This window comes from Pantoea sp. IMH (genome assembly GCF_000599885.1).
Classification (GTDB): domain Bacteria; phylum Pseudomonadota; class Gammaproteobacteria; order Enterobacterales; family Enterobacteriaceae; genus Erwinia.
On sequence record NZ_JFGT01000002.1, the window covers coordinates 547,806 to 567,534 of the forward strand.

General features: G+C 57.0%; 20 protein-coding genes. 6 read left to right on the plus strand and 14 right to left on the minus strand.

Annotated elements, in window-relative coordinates; all coding sequences use genetic code 11:
* Positions 1–104 precede the first annotated feature (104 nt).
* From purC to dapA, 3 genes are all read right to left on the minus strand, one after another.
* Positions 105–818, minus strand: a complete 714-nt coding sequence (purC, locus tag EA20_RS0102545) for a phosphoribosylaminoimidazolesuccinocarboxamide synthase (protein ID WP_024965333.1) — start codon at positions 816–818, stop codon at positions 105–107.
* A 141-nt stretch (positions 819–959) separates the two neighbouring features.
* Positions 960–1,994 (minus strand): outer membrane protein assembly factor BamC, encoded by a 1,035-nt coding sequence (bamC, locus tag EA20_RS0102550; protein WP_024965334.1) that lies wholly within the window; start codon positions 1,992–1,994, stop codon positions 960–962.
* 15 nt (positions 1,995–2,009) lie between these two features.
* Complete coding sequence (dapA, locus tag EA20_RS0102555) at positions 2,010–2,888, minus strand: 4-hydroxy-tetrahydrodipicolinate synthase (RefSeq protein WP_024965335.1); 879 nt, start codon at positions 2,886–2,888, stop codon at positions 2,010–2,012.
* A 158-nt stretch (positions 2,889–3,046) separates the two neighbouring features.
* Here dapA and EA20_RS0102560 point away from each other — a divergent pair, with 158 nt between their 5' ends.
* Both EA20_RS0102560 and bcp read left to right on the plus strand, forming a co-directional pair.
* Positions 3,047–3,640: a glycine cleavage system transcriptional repressor gene (locus EA20_RS0102560; RefSeq protein WP_024965336.1), complete on the plus strand. Its 594-nt coding sequence runs from the start codon at positions 3,047–3,049 to the stop codon at positions 3,638–3,640.
* Positions 3,618–4,085 (plus strand): thioredoxin-dependent thiol peroxidase, encoded by a 468-nt coding sequence (bcp, locus tag EA20_RS0102565; RefSeq protein ID WP_024965337.1) that lies wholly within the window; start codon positions 3,618–3,620, stop codon positions 4,083–4,085. The genes EA20_RS0102560 and bcp overlap by 23 nt, the downstream gene beginning before the upstream one ends.
* 35 nt (positions 4,086–4,120) lie before the next feature.
* On the opposite strand, the gene EA20_RS0102570 is transcribed toward bcp, so the two are convergent.
* The 8 genes from EA20_RS0102570 to EA20_RS0102605 all read right to left on the minus strand — a co-directional run bounded on the left by EA20_RS0102570 (position 4,121) and on the right by EA20_RS0102605 (position 12,646).
* On the minus strand, positions 4,121–5,194 hold the full coding sequence (locus EA20_RS0102570) for an AI-2E family transporter (RefSeq protein ID WP_024965338.1): 1,074 nt from the start codon (positions 5,192–5,194) through the stop codon (positions 4,121–4,123).
* A 100-nt stretch (positions 5,195–5,294) separates the two neighbouring features.
* The gene (locus tag EA20_RS0102575; protein ID WP_369699778.1) at positions 5,295–6,875 is read right to left on the minus strand and encodes a diguanylate cyclase; all 1,581 of its coding nucleotides are present in this window, start codon (positions 6,873–6,875) and stop codon (positions 5,295–5,297) included.
* 184 nt (positions 6,876–7,059) lie between these two features.
* Positions 7,060–7,893, minus strand: a complete 834-nt coding sequence (locus EA20_RS0102580) for a phosphodiesterase (protein WP_024965340.1) — start codon at positions 7,891–7,893, stop codon at positions 7,060–7,062.
* Between the two features lie 16 nt (positions 7,894–7,909).
* A complete protein-coding gene (locus EA20_RS0102585) occupies positions 7,910–8,890 on the minus strand; it encodes an ABC transporter ATP-binding protein (protein ID WP_024965341.1) in 981 nt (326 codons plus the stop codon).
* Entirely contained in the window at positions 8,890–9,711 is an 822-nt protein-coding gene (locus EA20_RS0102590) for an ABC transporter permease (protein WP_024965342.1), read from the minus strand. Before EA20_RS0102590 ends, EA20_RS0102585 begins: the two co-directional genes overlap by 1 nt.
* Positions 9,711–10,589: an iron ABC transporter permease gene (locus EA20_RS0102595; protein ID WP_024965343.1), complete on the minus strand. Its 879-nt coding sequence runs from the start codon at positions 10,587–10,589 to the stop codon at positions 9,711–9,713. Before EA20_RS0102595 ends, EA20_RS0102590 begins: the two co-directional genes overlap by 1 nt.
* Positions 10,589–11,608, minus strand: coding sequence for an ABC transporter substrate-binding protein (locus EA20_RS0102600; protein ID WP_024965344.1), 1,020 nt, complete (start codon positions 11,606–11,608; stop codon positions 10,589–10,591). Before EA20_RS0102600 ends, EA20_RS0102595 begins: the two co-directional genes overlap by 1 nt.
* A 27-nt stretch (positions 11,609–11,635) precedes the next feature.
* Positions 11,636–12,646, minus strand: coding sequence for a LacI family DNA-binding transcriptional regulator (locus tag EA20_RS0102605; RefSeq protein WP_024965345.1), 1,011 nt, complete (start codon positions 12,644–12,646; stop codon positions 11,636–11,638).
* A gap of 338 nt (positions 12,647–12,984) precedes the next feature.
* On the opposite strand from EA20_RS0102605, the gene EA20_RS0102610 reads away from it, so the two are divergent.
* The gene (locus tag EA20_RS0102610; RefSeq protein ID WP_024965346.1) at positions 12,985–14,445 is read left to right on the plus strand and encodes a M48 family metallopeptidase; all 1,461 of its coding nucleotides are present in this window, start codon (positions 12,985–12,987) and stop codon (positions 14,443–14,445) included.
* Between the two features lie 14 nt (positions 14,446–14,459).
* Positions 14,460–14,816, plus strand: a complete 357-nt coding sequence (arsC, locus tag EA20_RS0102615; protein ID WP_024965347.1) for an arsenate reductase (glutaredoxin) — start codon at positions 14,460–14,462, stop codon at positions 14,814–14,816.
* Positions 14,817–14,839: 23 nt separating this feature from the next.
* Here arsC and hda read toward each other — a convergent pair whose 3' ends face one another.
* The 3 genes from hda to upp form a co-directional block, all read right to left on the minus strand.
* A complete protein-coding gene (gene hda, locus EA20_RS0102620; RefSeq protein ID WP_235192631.1) occupies positions 14,840–15,541 on the minus strand; it encodes a DnaA inactivator Hda in 702 nt (233 codons plus the stop codon).
* Positions 15,542–15,630: 89 nt separating this feature from the next.
* Complete coding sequence (uraA, locus tag EA20_RS0102625) at positions 15,631–16,908, minus strand: uracil permease (RefSeq protein ID WP_024965349.1); 1,278 nt, start codon at positions 16,906–16,908, stop codon at positions 15,631–15,633.
* A 219-nt stretch (positions 16,909–17,127) separates the two neighbouring features.
* The gene (upp, locus tag EA20_RS0102630; protein WP_024965350.1) at positions 17,128–17,754 is read right to left on the minus strand and encodes a uracil phosphoribosyltransferase; all 627 of its coding nucleotides are present in this window, start codon (positions 17,752–17,754) and stop codon (positions 17,128–17,130) included.
* A 243-nt stretch (positions 17,755–17,997) separates the two neighbouring features.
* Here upp and purM point away from each other — a divergent pair, with 243 nt between their 5' ends.
* The gene (gene purM / locus EA20_RS0102635; RefSeq protein ID WP_024965351.1) at positions 17,998–19,038 is read left to right on the plus strand and encodes a phosphoribosylformylglycinamidine cyclo-ligase; all 1,041 of its coding nucleotides are present in this window, start codon (positions 17,998–18,000) and stop codon (positions 19,036–19,038) included.
* The gene (gene purN, locus EA20_RS0102640; RefSeq protein WP_024965352.1) at positions 19,035–19,673 is read left to right on the plus strand and encodes a phosphoribosylglycinamide formyltransferase; all 639 of its coding nucleotides are present in this window, start codon (positions 19,035–19,037) and stop codon (positions 19,671–19,673) included. Before purM ends, purN begins: the two co-directional genes overlap by 4 nt.
* The last annotated feature ends 56 nt before the right edge of the window (positions 19,674–19,729 follow it).

Genomic DNA, 19,729 nt, shown 5'->3' on the forward strand with positions numbered 1-19,729 from the left:
GAAAGCTGGGGGAGACATGTTGATAATGACGCAGTGGCGGGGAAAATCGGGCAGAAGAGTATCGGGCAGAAGAAGGCTGCGGCAGCGCGCCGCAGCCGCAGCGATCAGTCGAGCTTGACGCCGAGACGGTTGGCCACCTCTTCATAGGCTTCAATCAGGCCGCCAAGGCTCTGACGATAGCGGTCCTTATCCATTTTTTCGAGCGTGGTTTTATCCCACAGGCGGGCGCCATCAGGGGAGAACTCATCGCCCAGCACCACTTCGCCGTTGAACAGGCCAAACTCCAGCTTGAAGTCCACCAGGATCAGTCCGGCATCCGCAAACAGCTTGCAGAGGACCTCATTGGCCTTGAAGGTCAGCTCACGCATCCGCGCCAGATGCGCTTTGCTCACCCAGCCAAAGGTTTCACAGTAGGATTCGTTGATCATCGGATCGTGTCTGGCGTCATCTTTCAGGAAAAGATCGAACAGCGGCGGATTCAGCACCATCCCTTCTTCCACGCCTAGACGCTTCACCAGCGATCCTGCCGCCCGGTTACGCACGACGCACTCCACCGGCACCATCTCCAGCTTCTTCACCAGCGCTTCGTTATCGGAGAGCAGCGCCTCCATCTGGGTCGGGATACCCGCTTCCTGCAACCTGGTCATGATGAAATAATTAAATTTATTATTAATCATTCCTTTCCGATCAAACTGTTCGATGCGTTCACCGTCCAGTGCTGACGTATCATTGCGGAACTCGAGCACCAACAGATCCGGGTTATCGGTACTGTAAACGGTTTTCGCTTTGCCGCGATACAACTCAGCTTGCTTTTTCATCTGTTACACTCCAAACGTGAAATCCAGCGGGTCATCAACCCAAACTTATCGTGCAATAGTCTATTCTTTGCGGCGAAAAAAACGAAGCAATCGTTTACGCGCAGGGAAATAAAAAAGGCCGGACAAGTCCGGCCCTGAAACTTACTGGCTGAAAGCGGCCTGGAACACCGCCACCAGCGCATCGTTTTGCGACTGGGTCAGCGAATGTCCTTTCGGATCGAGGAACTGCAGGCTGCTGCGGTTCTCAAGATCGCCGACCTGGAGCTTATAATCGCCGTTGGGCAGCTCAGGATCTTTCGCACCGAGGGTATTCCAGGTACTGTCGCCCGGTGCTTTATAGGTCACGCTCAGGCTGCCCTGTGAACGGTTACGGTCAGACACTTCCATACCCACACGCTTCAGCGCCGCCGGGAGGCGTTCCCAGACGGTATTGAAGGGCGCGCGAACAATCAGGTTAGGCAGACCGGTTTCATCGGCGCCGCTCTGAACGTCCATCTGCGAGGTGCTGCGCTGCGCGGCGGCTGCCTGACGGCTGGTTTCGATCTTATCCAGACCTGCGCTCAGCGCGTTCAGCATCTCCGCGGTATAGCGTTGCTGCTGCACCGGCGAGGTTACCGCTTTGTTCTGCTGCTCAAGCTCCAGCAGCTTAACCGTCAGCGCCTGCTGATAGCCCTGCTGCTGCACGCTGATCTGATAGCGGCCGCGATACTGATAATCTTCATCAGCACGCTGCCACTCGACCCAGTCGGTGGTCAGGGTCTGGTTCGCGTCTGCTTTGCTGGCAATCGGATATTTCTGCGCCTGCACCACATCAACGACCTGCGCCCAGAGTCCCGCACTGCGGCTGCTATCTAGCAGCAGCACGCCAGAGTTACCGGCAAACTGCGTGCGGGCACCGTTTACCAGCGCCAGAGGCTGCGCCGGTGGACGAATGTCCAGCTGCTTACCGGTGGCACCCTTGCTGCTCACGGCAGGCACGTCATATTCGCCGTTTTCCAGCGGCAGAATCATCCCCGCCGGCGCGCGCAAATCGCTTATATCAGCCGCTTCCAGGTAGGATTCATCACCGCTAACCTGACGCTTGTAGCGCTGATCGCTGGAGCATGCCGCCAGCAGCATCACCAAAGAAAGCCCCACCGCTTTTGCTACCGTGGACTTTTGTACTGAGTAAGCCATTACTTCTCCCTAAATTTAAAGCAGGCCTGCGTGTTTCAGTGCCTGCTCAACAACCGGACGACCGGCATCAGTCATCGGCGTCATGGGTAGACGCAGCGTATCGGTTGCAATTAATCCTAACTTTTTAGCCGCCCATTTAACCGGGACAGGATTAGGCTCGATAAATAGCTTCTGATGCAGATGCATCAAACGCTGGTTCAGGCGTCGCGCTTCCACGAAGTTGCCCTGTTGGGCAAGCTGGCACAGTTCAGCCATTTCCCGTGCGGCGATGTTTGCCGTCACGGAGATAACGCCCTGGCCGCCCAGTTGCATAAAGTCCAGCGCCGTCGCGTCGTCGCCGCTGACCAGCACAAAGTCTTCATCAACCAGCTCTTGGATCTGGCTAACCCGCGATAAGTTCCCGGTGGCCTCTTTAATTCCAATAATATTTTCAATCTTCGCCAGACGGCCCACGGTTTCCGGCAGCATATCACAACCGGTACGGGACGGGACGTTATAGAGCATTTGCGGCAGCGCGGTACTTTCAGCAATTGCCTTGAAGTGCTGATAGAGGCCTTCCTGCGTCGGGCGATTATAGTAAGGGGTGACGGTAAGACAACCCACCACGCCGCTGTTTTCAAAGCGTTTCGTCAGGGAGATCCCCTCGGCGGTGGCGTTCGCGCCGGTACCGGCGATCACGGGAATGCGGCCATCAGCCAGTTCCAGCGTCAGCATCACCACGTCACCATGCTCTTCATGGCTTAAGGTGGCCGATTCTCCGGTGGTCCCTACCGAGACGATTGCTGCCGTTCCGCTGGCAACATGATAATCAATCAGTTTTTTTAAACTCGCCCGGCAGACATACCCTTTGTCATCCATCGGCGTGACGAGCGCAACAATACTTCCCGTAAACATTAGCCATCCCCTCCCCAAACAAGTTCTTCATGGTAAGGTTTACGCCTGGTGAAAAGCAAGCAGACAAGGCCCTAAGCCCCCTTGGCATGGGGTATTTTTTATGTTTACCTTAGGGTTATCACAATTGCTAATCACTGAGACATACAGGAAGCATTATTTTGCCGCAGTCAGAGCAACATCATCTTGTTATCACCGCGCTCGGCGTCGATCGCCCGGGGATTGTCAATACCATCACCCGTCATGTCAGCAGCTGCGGCTGTAATATTGAAGATAGCCGCCTTGCCATGCTCGGTGAAGAATTCAGCTTCATTATGCTGCTCTCCGGCAGCTGGAACGCCATCACCTTAATCGAATCCACGCTGCCGCTGAAAGGGGCGGAGCTTGAATTGCTGATCGTGATGAAACGCACCACCTTCCGTGAACGCCCGCCGATGCCTGCCACGGTATGGGTACAGGTGGAAGTCACCGACTCGGCCCATATCATTGAACGTTTCACCGACCTGTTCGATTCTCACCAGATGAATATCGCCGAGCTGGTCTCACGTACCCAGCCTGCGCAAGAAAATCAGCCATCTCTGCTCTATATTCAGATCACTGCCCACAGTCCGGCCAGTCACGATGCCTCCTCGATCGAACAGGCGTTTAACAGGCTATGTACAGAACTCCATGCGCAAGGCACTATTAGCGTGGTGACATATCCACAGCATGATGAGAAAACGGAGAGTAGTAATGAATCCACTGAAAGCCGGTGATGTTGCACCGAAATTTAGCTTGCCCGACCAGGATGGCGAACAGGTTAATTTAACCGACTTCCAGGGACAGCGCGTTTTGGTGTACTTCTATCCAAAAGCGATGACGCCAGGCTGCACCGTTCAGGCGTGCGGTCTGCGTGACAACATGGACGAGCTGAAAAAAGCGGGCGTTGAAGTGTTAGGCGTCAGCACCGACAAACCCGAAAAGCTGTCCCGCTTCGTTGAAAAAGAGCTGCTCAACTTCACCTTACTCTCAGATGAAGATCATCAAGTCTGCGAGCAGTTTGGCATCTGGGGCGAAAAATCCTTTATGGGTAAAACCTATGATGGTATCCACCGCATCAGCTTTCTGATTGGTACGGATGGCAAAATTGAAAAGGTCTTCGACGATTTCAAAACCGCGAACCATCACGATATCGTGATGGCGTACCTGAAAGCGCTCTGAATCATCCTGTCAGGCGGAGCCACCTCCGCCTTTTCTTATTCTTTCGGCGTTTTTTCCGTATAAAGCTCATCAGGCCAGGCGTGCACAACCGCTTTGATCAGCGTGGCCAGCGGAATCGCAAAAAAGACGCCCCAGAATCCCCACAGTCCGCCAAAGATCACCACTGACAGAATAATCACCAGCGGATGCAGATTGACCGCCTCAGAAAAGAGCACCGGCACCAGCACGTTACCATCCAGTGCCTGAATGATCAGATAGATAATTATCATCGTCCAGAAATCGCCGCCCAACCCCCACTGCGCCAGCCCCACGCCGATAACCGGCAGCGTTACCGCCAGCGCGCCCACGTAGGGGATCAGCACCGAGAAGCCCACCAGCACAGCCAGCAGCAGCGCATAATTCATGCCGATCGCCAGAAAGCTTATCCAGGTGATAACACCCACCACGATCATCTCCAGCACCTTACCGCGAATATAGTTGGAAACCTGTTGATTCATTTCCAGCCAGACTTCGCCTGCCAGGCCGCGATCGCGCGGTAGCAGACGACTGATTGCGGCCAGCATCTGCGCTTTATCCTTCAGCAGGAAAAAGACCATCAGCGGCACCAGAACCAGGTAGATCGCCAACGTCAGCAGTCCCACCAGAGACGCAAGGGAGTATTTCACCAGCTGATCGCCAATACCGCTCAGGCGGCTGCGCAGGTTTTCAATCACGATATCCACGATACCGACGTCGACCAGGGTCGGGAAACGCTCCGGCAGCCGCATCGCGGTATTATAAAGCCGCGTCAGCATGGAAGGCAGTTCATGGGTCAGGCTGATCCCCTGCTGCCAGGCGACGGGCGCCACGATCAGCACCATCACCAACAGCACTGAGGCAAAAAGGGTCAGCACAATGGCGGTCGCCCAGGTACGGGAACAGCCAAACCGCTCCAGTCTGACGGTCGGCCACTCCAGTAAATAGGCAACGACCAGCGCCACCAGCAGCGGCGCCAGCAGGCCGTTAAAGAAAAACAGAATCGTGAATGCGGCCAGCAGGATCGCCAGCAGTGCAATAGCCTGAGGATCGCTGAAACGCCGGCGATACCACTGTAATAAGAGTTCGAGCATCTGAATCACCCTTGCGTACGAAGGTTGAAGAGTTTACCTGAAAGCGGGACGGGCTGTCTCCTGACCACCTGCTGTATCCTGAATGAAGCTGGTTTTGGATTCAGCCGGATTGCGGCGGCGTAACGCTGCCATCGTCCGTTGCCGGAGAGATGACCACCCGGTTACGACCAGCATGTTTAGCCTGGTAAAGCGCATCGTCAGCCTGCTTAAACGCCTGCTCCATCGCCTCGCCTTTGGCATCCCAGAACGCCACGCCGACGGAAAGCGTAATATGGCCCACGGTTTCCAGCGTCTGCTGCGCCACTTGCTGCCGGACGCGCTCAGCAATAGCCACGGCGATATCCCGCTGGGCACCAGGCAGGATCATCAGGAACTCTTCCCCACCGTTGCGGCAGACCACATCCGTTTGTCGGGAACTGGCGCTTAACTGCCGGGCGACGCTTTTGATCACCTCATCGCCCACATTATGTCCCCAGGTATCATTCACACGCTTAAAGTGGTCGATATCAAGCGCCAGCACGGCAAAAGGCTGTCGCGTGGCGAGGAAGTACTCCAGCACCGCGCTGAGCCCCCGGCGGTTCAGTAATGAGGTTAACGGATCGGTTTGCACTTCAAATTTTAACTGGCCTATTTTGTCCTGCAGCAGCCCGATCCCCGCAAGCATCGTTCGCTTTATCTGCAAAGCCTCATAGTACCAGGCGCGAATGATCGTAATTTCTTTCGACACGCCAGCCGCGTCCATCCGGCTCGCCTTACGTGCCAGCTGCCAGAGCGGCAGCGCAATCAGCCGCGCCAGGATCCAGGCGCAGAGCAGCGTCAGCAGGGCAAAAGGCACGGAGTGCTGTAACACTTTCATCAGCAGATTGGTGAGCGGCGCCAGGGTCGTTCTGGTCGGTTTCAGCGCCACGATTGTCCAGTCCGGCGTAGGCACGACCGCAAAGCCTGCCAGCATAGGCTCACGACTCGCCTCGCCAACCTGCAGGTAACCATTCTGGTTCTTCTGCTTTACCGGATCGGGGATAACGGGCGGCAGTTTTTGCCCGATCAGCGCGCTGTTCTGATGATAAAGCACCCGGTTATCGCCATCCACCACGAAGAGCGACGAGCCGTCACGGTAGAACTGCTCGCCCAGAAGTTCGTTCAGGATGCTTTTTTTCTTCAGGTAAATGGTGCCCCCGACAAAGCCAAGGTAGCGGCCCGTTTTCGACCAGACGGGCGTGGAGACAAAGACCACCAGATTATTCGCCGCGGACATCGCGGGCTTGCCGATCAGCGGCTTGCGGGCTTTCAGCGCCTCCTGGGTACTGCTGGTGGCAAGATGACGGCCTTTCAGCTTCAGCGATTCTGGCGAAACGGCCTTCACCCATCCTCCGGCATCGACGACAACAACCGAATTAAAACTGTTGGTTTGTTCACGCAGCCGCTCCACTTCCCCCACGATGACCGCGTCGTCGTCCAGCCCATCCTGAAGCAGCCTGGCGCTGTAGGCGAGCTGGGGCTGTGCCAGCTGGAAGAACATCTCCGCCGTGGACGCCAGCTTGGTCGCATAAACGCGGTTAGCCTCAAGCGTGTTGCCGATCAGCACCTCACGCTGCACCCGCCAGGTGGCGTAGAGAGAGTTAGCCAGCGTGATGACAATGCTGGCCACGGCCAACAGGGTAATAAGTGAACGCAAATCCATCCTGGGGCGTTCTAGCCTCAGCACAGACCTACTCCGGTGCGTTTTTTCATTATGAAGCGCCTTATTATTTTTTATGCGCGTTTAATTTAACTGTGCAGTGCTCCTGGTCAGAACGAGCTGGATTGTACACGTCCCTGTCATTTTGGGAATAATTTGCGTGAAGTAAGGCCAATAATAATTTGAATTAATCGATGAGGCCGTTCACATCGTAAAAGGGATAAGGCCCGTCAAAGCGATCGACCACACACTGATGAGTAATGACGCCCTGGTCAGGTGTCCAGCGATGCAACAGGAAGCCCGCAGGCTCCAGGCAGAAGTTCGCCGGTCCATCCGGGCTAAGATCAAAAGCCACCTGGTGTGACGCGCCTGGCGCGCTACAGGCTATCGTGCCAGCAAAGGCAATCTGCATACTGCGATGAATATGACCGCACAGCACGCGTTCTGTCTGCGGATGTCTTGCAATGACCGCAGCCAGTCGCTCTGGTTGCTTCAGCCTCTGGCGATCCATATGGGCGATGCCGCTGATAAAAGGAGGATGATGAAGCATAACCAGCGTGGGCCGTTCAGGCTGCGCCTCAAGCCGCGCCGCCAGCCAGTCGAGACGCGCTTCGCAGAGCTCTCCCGGCGACTGCTGCGGAATCGTTGAATCGAGCGCCAGCAGGCGTAGCGGGCCACACTCCCCTTCCCACTGAATAAATTCAGGATGCTGAAAAAGATAAGCTTGATCGGCAAATACCTTACGCAGCATCTGCCGATCGTCATGATTCCCTGCCATCAGCCAGTAAGGCAGCTCCAGACGCTGTAAGGCCTCCTTCAGCGTGAGGTACTCCTCTTCATAGCCAAAATCGACTAAATCCCCGGTGATCACCACCGCATCAGGGCGGGGATCCAGCGCGTTCAGCCTGCGGATAACCTGGCGCAGCGCGCCCAGGGTATCCACCTTCCTGTAAGAGAGTTTCCCCTGGGTTTTGATATGCAGATCGCTGATCTGGGCAAGTAAAACAGGCTGCTGATTCATAACCGATCTCCCTTATTTAAAGCGCCAATATTCTTTCGTCGGCAATAGAGATGCCGACCTTCTGGCCAGTCTGCCACTGCTCGCGGGCAGAACAGTCCACCTGGATGGGCGTTTCGCCGCCAATATCAATCAGCAACCGCTGGGTGGCGCCAAGAAACAGCTGCCCGCAGATACGTCCGTTGCAGATCCCCGCTGCCGGCGCAACGAGCTGGATATCTTCAGGCCGGCAATAACGCATCGCGGTGCCGGGACCGACAGGCTGAAGGCCGTTAATAGCCCCGACAAAATCAGCCACAAAGCGGGTCGCGGGCTGCTGATAGATCTCTCGTGGTGTGCCAATCTGGGCGATTCGTCCCTGCTCAAGGATGGCGATCCGGTCGCCAAGCGCCATCGCTTCCTGCTGATCGTGCGTCACATAGACTGCGGTTATATTGAGCTTACGCAGCAGCATCGCGATATCCTCGCGCAGCCGCTCCCGAAGCTTGACGTCAAGCGCGGCCAGGGGTTCATCAAACAGCAGCACTTTAGGCCGGGCGGCCAGCGCGCGGGCCAGCGAAACACGCTGCTTCTGTCCGCCCGAAAGAGCATCAACCGGACGTAGCGCGAAAGGCAGCAGATCCACCATTGCTAACAGCTCATCGACTCTTTCCCGACGCTCCTCTTTCGGGATGCCCTGAATGCGAAGGCCATAACCGACGTTATCCGCCACGTTCATATTCGGAAACAGCGCGTAGTTCTGAAACACCATTCCCACATTACGTTTTTCAATCGGCAGCGCCGTCACATTCCGATCGCCGAACCAGACTTCTCCGCCCTCATCAGGCGTTTCCAGGCCGCTGATAATGCGGAGCGTTGTGGTCTTTCCGCAGCCTGAGGGACCAAGCAGTACCAGCGTTTCGCCGGCAACGATATCCAGGTCCAGCGGATACAGGGCTGGCGCGTTTCCGGTAAAGGTGCGGGAACAGCGACGTAAATGAATACTCAGGGAGTCTGCCATCAGACTGTCTCCTTAACAGATAAAATCCGCCTTTCTGCCCGACGCTGTGCGTAATGGGTGATCCCGCTCAGTGCCAGCAGTAGCGGCAGAATAATTGCCAGAAATATCAGGGTATAGGCAGAGCCTACTTCCAGCCGCATCGAGGCATAGCTGTCCGCCAGCCCTACCGGTAAGGTTTTGGTTAGCGGCGTGTGCAACATCCAGGTGATATTGAACTCGCCAATGGAGAGCGTCAGCACCATAAAAGCCCCGGCCAGGATCCCGTTACGGCAGTTGGGAACGATCACGCTGAAAAAGCGTTGCCAGAAACCGGCCCCCAGGCTGGCAGCCGCTTCATCCAGTTGTAAAAGGTGGCTTGCGCGCATGACTGAAAGTACAGGCCGCACCATAAAGGGCAGCGTGAAGAGCACATGGCCTATCAGGATAAACAGCCAGCTCAGACGCAGATCGTGAAATCCGCCATAGACGATAATCAACCCCAGCGCGGTCGCCAGTCCCGGAAGCGCCACCGGCAACAGCAGCAGCTCTTCGATGCGGCTGGCCCAGCGGGGCGGCGTTTTCAGCAGTCCCCACGCCGCCGGCACGCCGATCATCAGGACGCAGCCCAGACAGCTGACGGCGATCAGCAACGACAGCCAGAGCGTACCGGCGTACATTTCCCATACCTGTTCGACCCAGCGTAGCGTCAGACCGCTTTTCAGCCCGATAAAGTAGTTTTCGGTTACGCCAGCCAGCAGCGATAGCAGGATGGGTACTACCATAAACAGGCTCAGGCTGAGCGTAACAGTGAGCTGGACCCAGAAAAGTCCGGTACGTTTCATCAGGCTACCCCTTTATGTTCACCCGCAAGCCAGCGCGCCAGAATCAACGCCAGCCATGCCACACCGCCCATCGCCACCGACAGGGCCGCCGCCGTGGCAAAATTGGCGTAGTTCGTAAACTCACCATAAATCGTCAGTGGCAGGACGTTCAGATTGGTGCCAAGGGTAAACGCGGTGCCGAACGCGCCCATACTTGTCGCGAAACAGATCGCGCCGCTGGAGAAAAGCGCAGGCGCCATACCCGGCACAATCACATCCCATATCACCCGCCACTGGCTGGCACCAAGAGAGCGCGCCGCTTCCTCCAGTGAAGGATCGAGCTTTTCACAGGCAGCCACCAGCGTCATCACCACGCGTGGAATGGAAAAATAGAGATACCCCACAAACAACCCCGTCAGCGAGTAGGCAAACATCCAGCGCTCACCGAACAGCGCCAGCCCGATCTGCGCCAGCAATCCCTGCCGCCCGGCCAGCATCACCACCAGAAATCCCACCACCACGCCCGGAAAAGCGAGCGGAAAAGTGAGGATAGCCAGCAGAAGTGAGCGGCCCGCAAAGCGATGACGGGCCAGAAAACAGCCGACAACAGCGGAAAGCGCCACCGCCGTCAGGGAGACCAGCAGTGAGAGCAGCACTGTCACACCGAGGCTACGTAAATAGTGAGGCTGGGTGAGGATAGTCCAGTAGGCGTTGACGCCAGTACTGTTATCCGGCTGGCTGCCCATCAGCACCAGCGAAGCAAAAGGTAACAGCCAGAAAGCGGCAAAAAAGAGCAATGCCGGCACCATCATCCATTCTATTCTCCGCTGGCGTAGCAGCCGTGAAGTGGGCGCCCTGGGGAAGGCGCGGTCACGCGTGCTGAGAGACGGCACCGACATTACCGAATCTCACTCAGGTAACGGGCGGAAAAACTTTTCTGCGCATCCGCCATGTCCTGATAGTTAACCGTTCTGGCACGGGCATAATCACTGTCCGGCAGGAAACGTTTCTTCGCGTCAGCGGACATGGATTCTGTGCGAACCGGACGCAGGTAAGCGTTGGCCCAGATGGCCTGCCCTTTGTCAGAAAGCACATAGTCGATCACCTTTTTACCGTTATCAGCATGAGGGGCATTTTTGACCAGGCTGATGACATAGGGAACGGTCAGAGTCCCCTCTTCTGGAATCACAAATGCGACATTGGCATGGTCGGTATACTTCGCCCGGTAGGCGTTGAAATCGTAATCCAGCAGAATGGGGATCTCACCTGAGAGGAGGCGCGCATAGGCAGTCTGCTTCGGCACGACTGGCTCATTGGCTGACAGTTTTTTGAAGTAGGCCAGGCCAGGGCTGAAATCCTGCAGGCTGCCGCCCATCGCAAGGTTTGCCGCCACCGCGCCAACGTAGCCGACAAAGGCGCTGGAAGGATCGAGGAAGCCGATCATGCCTTTATATTCTGGTTTTAACAGATCCTGCCATGATTGAGGGACAGGTAAACCGCCCAGCGCATCGACATTCACCATAAATCCCAGGGTGCCGGAGTGCAGCGCCACCCATTTGCCAGCCGGATCTTTCATGCCGTCCGGGATGGCGTTCCATTTCGCGGGCTTATAAGCGGCTACCACATCGGATTTGGCAGCCTGAATCCCAAAGGTCACGCCCAGATAGGCAACATCCGCTACCGGAGCGGCTTTCTCCGCCACCAGCTGTGCCAGCGCCTGACCGGAATTTTTGTTGTCCTGAGGCACATTGATGCCGGTGTCGCTGGCAATCGCCTTCAGTTGTGTCCCCCAGTCTGCCCATTCTGGCGGGCAGTTGTAACAAATAGCATCGGCGGCTGAAGCCACCTGGCTGAACAGAGTTCCTCCCGCCAGCAGCGCGGCGGCGGCAATCTTGCTGAACTGTTTAGGCTGTAACATAAGTTTTCCCGGATGTTGGTTATAAAATTAAAACAAAAACGCAGGCGGTGGCGCGATGCTCTCCCCCAGCCGCAGTGCTGTCTGTAGCGGCTGAACCGGTTCGGGCTTCTGCTCGTCGATTAAAGCCAGCAGGTGCGCAATCGCAGCGGTTCCCATTTGCTGGAGCGGTTGCACGACCGAGGTCAGCGAAGGATAAACAAGGCGTCCAATGTCGATGCCGTCGAAGCCAATAATGGAAATTTGCTGAGGCACCTGATATCCCGCGCGCTGCAATTCCCCCATCACGCTGATCGCCAGCAGATCGTTAGTACAAATCAGCGCCGTCATTGCCTGGCTGCCTTTTAAAGCAGGTTGCAGGGTCTGAAAATCTGAACGGGTATGGCTGGGCATTTCCAGCATGGGGGCGGGGTTGAGTCCGGCATTTGCCATGGCATCGCAATAGCCCTGGTAGCGCAGCAAGGCGCGATCGGACTGCACAACAGGCCCGGCAATCATGCCAATACGCCGGTGCCCAAGAGCGAGCAGACGATCGGTGGCCTGGCGTACCGCCTGCCGGTTATCGACGCAGACTGACGGGAGCGTAAGGGAGGCCGGCGCATTGTGGACCAGTACCACCGGCACGGCCTCCCGGCGAAGACTCACCAGGAGCCGGCTGCTGTCTGCATTCGCTACGGTGAGTACCAGCCCATCCACGCGCTGGCGCAGCATGTTCTCGACGATATCGGCCTCACGCTGGGTCTGATAATCACTGGTTGCGATCAGCAGCGCATAGCCACTCTGCTGCGAGGCGACTTCCATCGCCTGCAACTGCTCCGCAAACACGGGATTGCTTAAAGACGGTAAAAGCACGCCCAGCGTCCGGGAGGATTGCGTGCGTAGCTGACGCGCAATATGGTTTGGCCGGAAGCTAAGCTGTTCAGAAGCGGCAAGCACTTTGTTCCGGGTCTCTTCACGCACCAGCTCGGGGGCAGAGAAAGCTCTCGCCGCTGTCGCCCTGGAGACGCCAGCCAGTTTCGCCACCTGGAGTAAATCGGTCATCTGCTCACCTTTTCACCATGAGATCGTTCTCATGGCAGGCAAGGTAACAATGCTTTATGACAGCGACATGAACCGCAGATGGCGCTTTTAAAAAAGAATGTGGCTCTTTTTACAGGTTAACTATGTGCCGGACGCGGGTTAGCGGTCACGCCAGCGCCTTTATCGCTTTATCAGGCGTGTCGCCCGTCACTTTTGCCGCCTTATAGTCACCGTGGCCCGTTTCCTTCCTCTCCGCCACTGGTTAAGATACCTTGCTCAGGCGACGGGTTAAGCTCCCTGTAGCGAACAATCAGCCGGATTGCGGGTCAAACGAGGAGTTCATCAGGATGGGATTCAGTATGCTAAACCGATTAAAGCGATGCGCGCTGGCCTCGCTGATTGTCACGCTTTCGCTCCCTTCTCTGCCCGCCGCCGCCGATATCAGTGATAATCTGCCCGATATCGGCACCACGGCGGGCAGCACGCTGTCGGTCAATCAGGAACTGGCGATGGGCGATTTTTACGTGCGCCAGCTGCGCGGCAGCGCCCCGCTTATTAACGATCCGCTGCTGAATGACTACATCAATCAGCTGGGTATGCGGCTGGTGAATCACGCCTGGTCGGTAAAAACGCCCTTCCACTTTTTCCTGATCCGCAACGATCAGATCAACGCTTTCGCCTTCTTCGGCGGCAACGTGGTGCTCCATTCCGCCCTGTTTCGCTACGCCGATAATGAAAGCCAGCTCGCCTCGGTCGTCGCGCACGAAATTTCCCACGTCACCCAGCGGCACCTGGCCCGCGCGATGGAAGCGCAGCAGCGCAATGCGCCGTTAACCTGGGTCGGCGCGCTTGGCTCAATCCTGCTGGCGATGGCCAGCCCGCAGGCCGGTATGGCGGCGCTGAGCGGCACGCTGGCAGGCACACAACAGGGCATTATCAGCTTTACGCAGCAGAACGAGCAGGAGGCTGACCGCATCGGTATTCAGGTGCTGCAACGCGCCGGTTTCGATCCCGAAGCGATGCCCAACTTCCTGCAAAAGCTGGCCGATCAGTCGCGTTTCTCGTCCAAACCGCCGGAAATTCTGCTGACGCACCCGCTGCCTGACAGCCGCCTCGCCGACGCCCGTAACCGCGCCAATCAGATGAAGCCGGTGGTGGTGCAGTCTTCCCAGGATTTTTATATGGCGAAAGTGCGTGCGCTGGGCATGTATGCTACCGGCCAGAATCAGCTGACCGACGATCTGCTTAACCAGTTAAGCAAAGGCAACACCCGCGAACAGGCCGCGGCGCAGTACGGCAAAGCGGTGCAGTTCCTTGAGGCTAAAAGCTTCGCCAACGCCAGAAAAATCATCGCTCCCCTGCTGGCCAGCCAGCCTGACAACGTCTGGTATCTCGATATCATGACCGATATTGAGATCGGCCTGAACCAGCCTCAGCGTGCCATTGCCATGCTGAAAGGCGCTCGCGGGGCAGCTGCCAGCCCGGTTGTGCAGCTTAACCTGGCTAACGCGTATCTGGTGGCGAAGCAGCCTGCCGAGGCGAGCAGGTTGCTTAACCGCTACACCTGGAACCATAAAGAGGATGCGAACGGCTGGGATCTGCTGGCACAGGCTTCCGCCGCCCTGGGACTGACCGATGAGGAACAGGCCGCCAGAGCCGAAGGCCTTGCGCTTAACGGTCAGCTGGATCAGGCGATCCGCAGTTTGATCAGCGCCAGCGCCGCCGTCCCGCTGCGCAGCCTCAAGCAGGCGCGCTACGATGCGCGTATCGATCAGCTGCGCCAGCTTCAGCAGCGCTTCCGCCAGTATCAGAAATCCTGATGAGAAGGAAATTTATGACCACCGTCACGATCTATCACAACCCACGCTGTTCTAAAAGCCGTGAGACGCTTGCCTTACTGAGGGAGAACGGTGTGGAGCCGGAGATAGTGCTCTATCTGGAAACGCCGCCCGATGCGACAGCGCTGAAAGGCGTGCTGGAAAAACTGGGATTCACCTCAGCAAGAGCGCTGATGCGCACTAAAGAGCCGCTCTACCGCTCGCTGGAGTTAGGCAACACCAGCATCAGCGAAGAAAAGCTGCTGGCGGCCATGGCTGCCCATCCCGCACTGATTGAACGCCCGATCGTTATCGCCGGAGACCAGGCACGGCTTGGTCGTACACCGGAGCAGGTGCTGGAAATCGTTGCCTGAAGCGCCAGGGCGCTTTCGTCTGACTACAGACTCAGCGCTTCTTTGACAAAGGGAATGGTCAGCTTGCGCTGAGCGCTGATGGAAGCGCGATCGAGTTTATCCAGCGTTTCAAATAGCGTGCGCATCTCACGATCGAGCCTTTTCAGCAGGAAGCGGCCCACATCTTCCGGCAATTCGAATCCCCGCAGCCGGGCGCGCAGCTGCAGCGCCTGAAGTTTGTCATCGTCTGACAGCGGCTGTAGCCGGTAAATCTGGCCCCAGTCAAGCCGGGAGGCGAGATCGGCCAGCTTCAGATTTAGCTGGCGGGGAGGACGATCGCCGGTGATCAGCAGGCGGGTTTTGCCCGTTTCGAGAATGCGGTTATAAAGATCGAAGATCGCCATTTCCCACATCTCATCGCCGGCAATGCACTCAATATTATCGATGCAGATCAGCGCCAGCTGCTCCATACCATCAAGCACTTCCGGTACAAACCAGGTTCGCTTATCGAGCGGCACATAGCCCACCGCTTCGCCGATCGCGGAGAGTTCAGCACAGGCGGCGTGCAGCAGATGACTGCGGCCTCCCCCCTCACGTGACCAGATATAAAAATAGCTGCCCTGTTCCTGAAGCAGCGCATTTCTCAGCGCCGCGACCAGCGACGGATTTTCTCCCGACCAGAAACTGGCGAAGGTTTCATCATCGGGCAGATAGAGTGGCAGCGACAGCTGTGCCGGAGTGTTCAGAAGCACCTCAGTAGTGATCGGGCAAAATCCGGCAGAAGTTTATCACACCTTGATTAGGTTAATAAACGAAGGCCGGATCTCTCCCATGGTCAGTCGCGATCCTCTGGATCGAGAATGGTTTCTTCCGGTCGTATCAGGCTGATCAACTTAAAGATCAGGCTGAGTGAAATCCCGACAAGTGTCGCCAGCGCCATGCCTTTCAGCTCTGCCGCGCCAATATGCACCGTCGCGCCGCTGACGCCGATAATCAGGATCACCGAGGTGAGGATCAGGTTTTGCGCCTTGTTATAATCCACTTTCGACTCGATCAGCACCCGGATGCCGGAAGCGCCAATTACCCCGTAAAGCAGCAGCGATACACCGCCCATCACCGGCACGGGTACGGCCTGGATGGCGGCGGCAAGCTTGCCAACACAGGAAAGCAGGATCGCCAGAATCGCCGCGCCGCCAATGACCCAGGTGCTGTAAACCCGGGTTATCGCCATCACGCCGATATTCTCACCATAAGTGGTGTTGGGCGTTGAGCCGAAAAAGCCGGAAAAGATGGTGGAGATACCGTTGGCAAACATTGACCGGTGCAGTCCCGGATCTTTCAGCAGGTCCTTTTTGACGATATTGGCCGTAACCACCAGGTGTCCGACATGCTCGGCAATCACCACCAGCGCCGCCGGCAGGATCGTCAGCATCGCATACCATTCAAAGCGTGGTGTATAAAAGGTCGGTAAGGCGAACCAGGGAGCCGCCGCGACCGGCGCCCAGTCGACGATGCCCATCAGCCAGGAGAGCGCATAGCCCGCCAGCACGCCGACCAGAATCGGGATAATGGCCAGAAAGCCGCGGAACAGGACGGAACCAAACACCGTCACCGCCAGCGTCACCATGGAGATGGTAATTGTTTTACTGTCCACCGCAGCACCGTTTGCCGGTAACAATCCGGCCATATTGGCCGCCACGCCCGCCAGCTCCAGACCGATCACCGCCACGATGGCGCCCATCGCCGCAGGCGGAAACAGCACATCCAGCCAGCCCGTCCCGGCTTTTTTCACGATCAGCGCCACCAGGCAGAACAGCACGCCGCAAAGGATAAAGCCGCCCAGCGCCACCTCATAACCCAGCGGCAGCAGCAGCAACACGGGCGAAATAAAGGCGAAGCTGGAGCCGAGATAGGCCGGGATTTTCCCTTTACAGATAAAAAGGTAAAGCAGCGTGCCGATGCCGTTAAACAGCAGCACGGTCGCCGGATTGATATGAAACAGAATAGGCACCAGCACCGTCGCGCCAAACATGGCGAACAGATGCTGGAAGCTGAGTGGAATGGTTTGCAGCAGCGGTGGCCGCTCGCTGACACCAATAGCGCGACGCGTCATAATATCCCCTTTATTTTACCCAATAAAAAGCCGACTCTGCGGTCGGCTTAATGAACAATGAAGCAATTTGAATAACCCGCATTCACGGGTGCAATGCGGCAGGCCCGCACGGGTCGCAGGCAGGATGGCCCCGGCCTGCAAGCCGGAGACACAGCGAACCCGGCCCGCCGCTCTGGCTGCCGGATGAAACCTGACTGCGACGCCCGCCTGATGCATTGACTATTTGGTTCCGAAAATCTTGTCGCCCGCATCGCCGAGTCCTGGAATGATATAACCTTTCTCATCCAGACCCTGATCGACCGAGGCAGTGTAAAGCTCCACGTCCGGGTGCGCTTTCTCCAGCGCGGCAATGCCTTCCGGCGCAGCGACAAGCACCAGTACTTTAATGCTGGTACAGCCCGCTTTTTTCAGCAGATCGATGGTAGCGATCATCGAGCCGCCGGTGGCCAGCATGGGATCCACGACCAGCGCCATACGCTCATCAATATTGGAAACCAGCTTCTGAAAATAAGGGACAGGCTCCAGCGTCTCTTCATCACGGTAAACACCCACGACGCTGATACGGGCACTGGGAACATGCTCCAGTACGCCTTCCATCATGCCCAGACCGGCACGCAGGATTGGCACAACGGTGATCTTTTTACCCTTGATCTGCTCAATGACGACAGGGCCGTTCCAGCCCTCAATGGTCACCGTTTCGGTTTCCAGATCGGAGGTCGCTTCATAAGTCAGCAGGCTTCCCACTTCAGAGGCAAGTTCACGAAAACGCTTGGTGCTTACGTCATGTTCACGCATCAAACCCAGTTTATGTTTGACCAGCGGGTGTTTGACTTCCACGATCTTCATTCTTTTACTCCCGGAGTGTTAAGCTGCAAAAAAAAATCGCGAGATTATAGCGCCCTTTCTGCGCTACGCCATATTACTTAATGCAACTTCTGCAAAATCTGCCGCGATTTGATAAGGATTGGCTAAAACCCGGCCATACGCAATACATCAGCACATGGCGCTCGCAAACGTTTGCCCCGACTGGTAGAATTGCCGCGCTTCATTTTCCATACCACCAACCGCAAACCGCGTGGGGATTTCGCAGTGACCGACAAAACCTCTCTCAGCTATAAAGACGCCGGCGTAGACATCGACGCGGGTAATGCGTTAGTCGATCGTATTAAAGGCGTGGTGAAAAAGACCCGTCGTCCGGAAGTGATGGGCGGACTGGGCGGTTTCGGCGCCCTTTGTGCGCTGCCGCAAAAATACCGCGAACCCGTGCTGGTTTCCGGCACTGACGGCGTTGGCACCAAGCTGCGTCTGGCGATGGATTTAAAACGTCACGACACCATTGGTATCGATCTGGTGGCCATGTGCGTCAACGACCTGGTGGTACAGGGTGCTGAGCCGCTCTTCTTCCTCGACTACTACGCCACCGGCAAGCTGGATGTGGAGATCGCCGCCAGCGTGATTACCGGCATCGCTGAAGGCTGTTCCCAGTCCGGCTGTGCGCTGGTGGGTGGCGAGACTGCGGAAATGCCGGGGATGTATCACGGCGAAGATTATGACGTGGCAGGTTTTTGCGTCGGCGTGGTGGAAAAATCAGAGATTATTGACGGCAGCAAAGTGCAGGATGGTGATGTGCTGATTGCGCTTGGCTCCAGCGGCCCGCACTCAAACGGCTATTCGCTGGTGCGCAAAATTCTGGAAGTCAGCCAGACCGATCCGGAAACCACCCAGCTGGAAGGCAAGCCGCTGGCGGACCATCTGCTCGCCCCTACCCGTATTTACGTCAAAAATATCCTCAGCCTGATTGAGCAGGTCGACGTGCATGCCATATCTCACCTGACCGGCGGCGGCTTCTGGGAAAATATCCCCCGCGTGCTGCCGGATAACACCCAGGCCGTGCTCTCCGAGTCAAGCTGGCAGTGGCCCGCAGTGTTCAGCTGGCTGCAGCAGGCCGGTAACGTCAGCCGTTTTGAAATGTACCGTACTTTCAACTGTGGCGTCGGCATGGTGATTGCGCTTGCCGCCAGCGAAGCGGATAAAGCGATCCAGCTGATGCAGGACGCGGGTGAAACGGCCTGGAAAATCGGTGTGATCAAAGCCTCCAGCGCTGAAGAACGTGTGGTTATCAACGCATGAAGCGGCTGGTCGTGCTGATATCCGGTCAGGGAAGCAACCTTGCAGCGATCCTGAATGCCTGTCAGCAAGGGCGTATCCCCGGCGGCGTCGCCGCCGTGTTCAGCAATAAGGCGGAGGCCCTGGGCCTGACGCGGGCGCGAGAAGCCGGGGTCCCTGCCCATGCGCTGGCCGCATCACAGTTTGCCGATCGTGAAGCCTTCGATCGTCAGCTGATGCAGGAAATCGACGCGTATGCGCCCGATCTGGTGGTGCTGGCGGGTTATATGCGTATTCTCAGCCCCGCCTTTGTGGCGCACTACGCGGGCCGGATGCTGAATATTCATCCTTCCCTGCTGCCGAAATATCCGGGTCTGCACACGCACCGACAGGCGATGGAGAACGGTGACGAAGAGCACGGCACATCGGTGCATTTCGTCACCGACCAGCTTGATGGCGGCCCGGTGATCCTTCAGGCAAAGGTGCCGGTATTTGCTGAGGATACGGAAGAGGATGTTCATGCGCGCGTCCAGCATCAGGAACATGCGATCTATCCGCTGGTGGTGAGCTGGTTCCTGGAAGGACGGCTGGCCATGCGTGATGATGCCGCCTGGCTTGATGGCGTAAAACTGCCGCCTGAAGGCTATGCCGGGGAGTAACCCGGCATCGCCGCACGTAAAATCATTTCCAGGTCTTCCCTGATTTAGCCAACATG

Bases quoted from the DNA above. Each gene is read 5' to 3' on its own strand.
- purC (WP_024965333.1), bottom strand. From the start codon at position 818: ATGAAAAAGCAAGCTGAGTTGTATCGCGGCAAAGCGAAAACCGTTTAC.
- bamC (WP_024965334.1), bottom strand. From the start codon at position 1,994: ATGGCTTACTCAGTACAAAAGTCCACGGTAGCAAAAGCGGTGGGGCTT.
- dapA (WP_024965335.1), bottom strand. From the start codon at position 2,888: ATGTTTACGGGAAGTATTGTTGCGCTCGTCACGCCGATGGATGACAAA.
- bcp (WP_024965337.1), top strand. From the start codon at position 3,618: ATGAATCCACTGAAAGCCGGTGATGTTGCACCGAAATTTAGCTTGCCC.
- EA20_RS0102570 (WP_024965338.1), bottom strand. From the start codon at position 5,194: ATGCTCGAACTCTTATTACAGTGGTATCGCCGGCGTTTCAGCGATCCT.
- EA20_RS0102575 (WP_369699778.1), bottom strand. From the start codon at position 6,875: ATGGATTTGCGTTCACTTATTACCCTGTTGGCCGTGGCCAGCATTGTC.
- EA20_RS0102580 (WP_024965340.1), bottom strand. From the start codon at position 7,893: ATGAATCAGCAGCCTGTTTTACTTGCCCAGATCAGCGATCTGCATATC.
- EA20_RS0102585 (WP_024965341.1), bottom strand. From the start codon at position 8,890: ATGGCAGACTCCCTGAGTATTCATTTACGTCGCTGTTCCCGCACCTTT.
- EA20_RS0102590 (WP_024965342.1), bottom strand. From the start codon at position 9,711: ATGAAACGTACCGGACTTTTCTGGGTCCAGCTCACTGTTACGCTCAGC.
- EA20_RS0102595 (WP_024965343.1), bottom strand. From the start codon at position 10,589: ATGTCGGTGCCGTCTCTCAGCACGCGTGACCGCGCCTTCCCCAGGGCG.
- EA20_RS0102600 (WP_024965344.1), bottom strand. From the start codon at position 11,608: ATGTTACAGCCTAAACAGTTCAGCAAGATTGCCGCCGCCGCGCTGCTG.
- EA20_RS0102605 (WP_024965345.1), bottom strand. From the start codon at position 12,646: ATGACCGATTTACTCCAGGTGGCGAAACTGGCTGGCGTCTCCAGGGCG.
- EA20_RS0102610 (WP_024965346.1), top strand. From the start codon at position 12,985: ATGCTAAACCGATTAAAGCGATGCGCGCTGGCCTCGCTGATTGTCACG.
- arsC (WP_024965347.1), top strand. From the start codon at position 14,460: ATGACCACCGTCACGATCTATCACAACCCACGCTGTTCTAAAAGCCGT.
- uraA (WP_024965349.1), bottom strand. From the start codon at position 16,908: ATGACGCGTCGCGCTATTGGTGTCAGCGAGCGGCCACCGCTGCTGCAA.
- upp (WP_024965350.1), bottom strand. From the start codon at position 17,754: ATGAAGATCGTGGAAGTCAAACACCCGCTGGTCAAACATAAACTGGGT.
- purN (WP_024965352.1), top strand. From the start codon at position 19,035: ATGAAGCGGCTGGTCGTGCTGATATCCGGTCAGGGAAGCAACCTTGCA.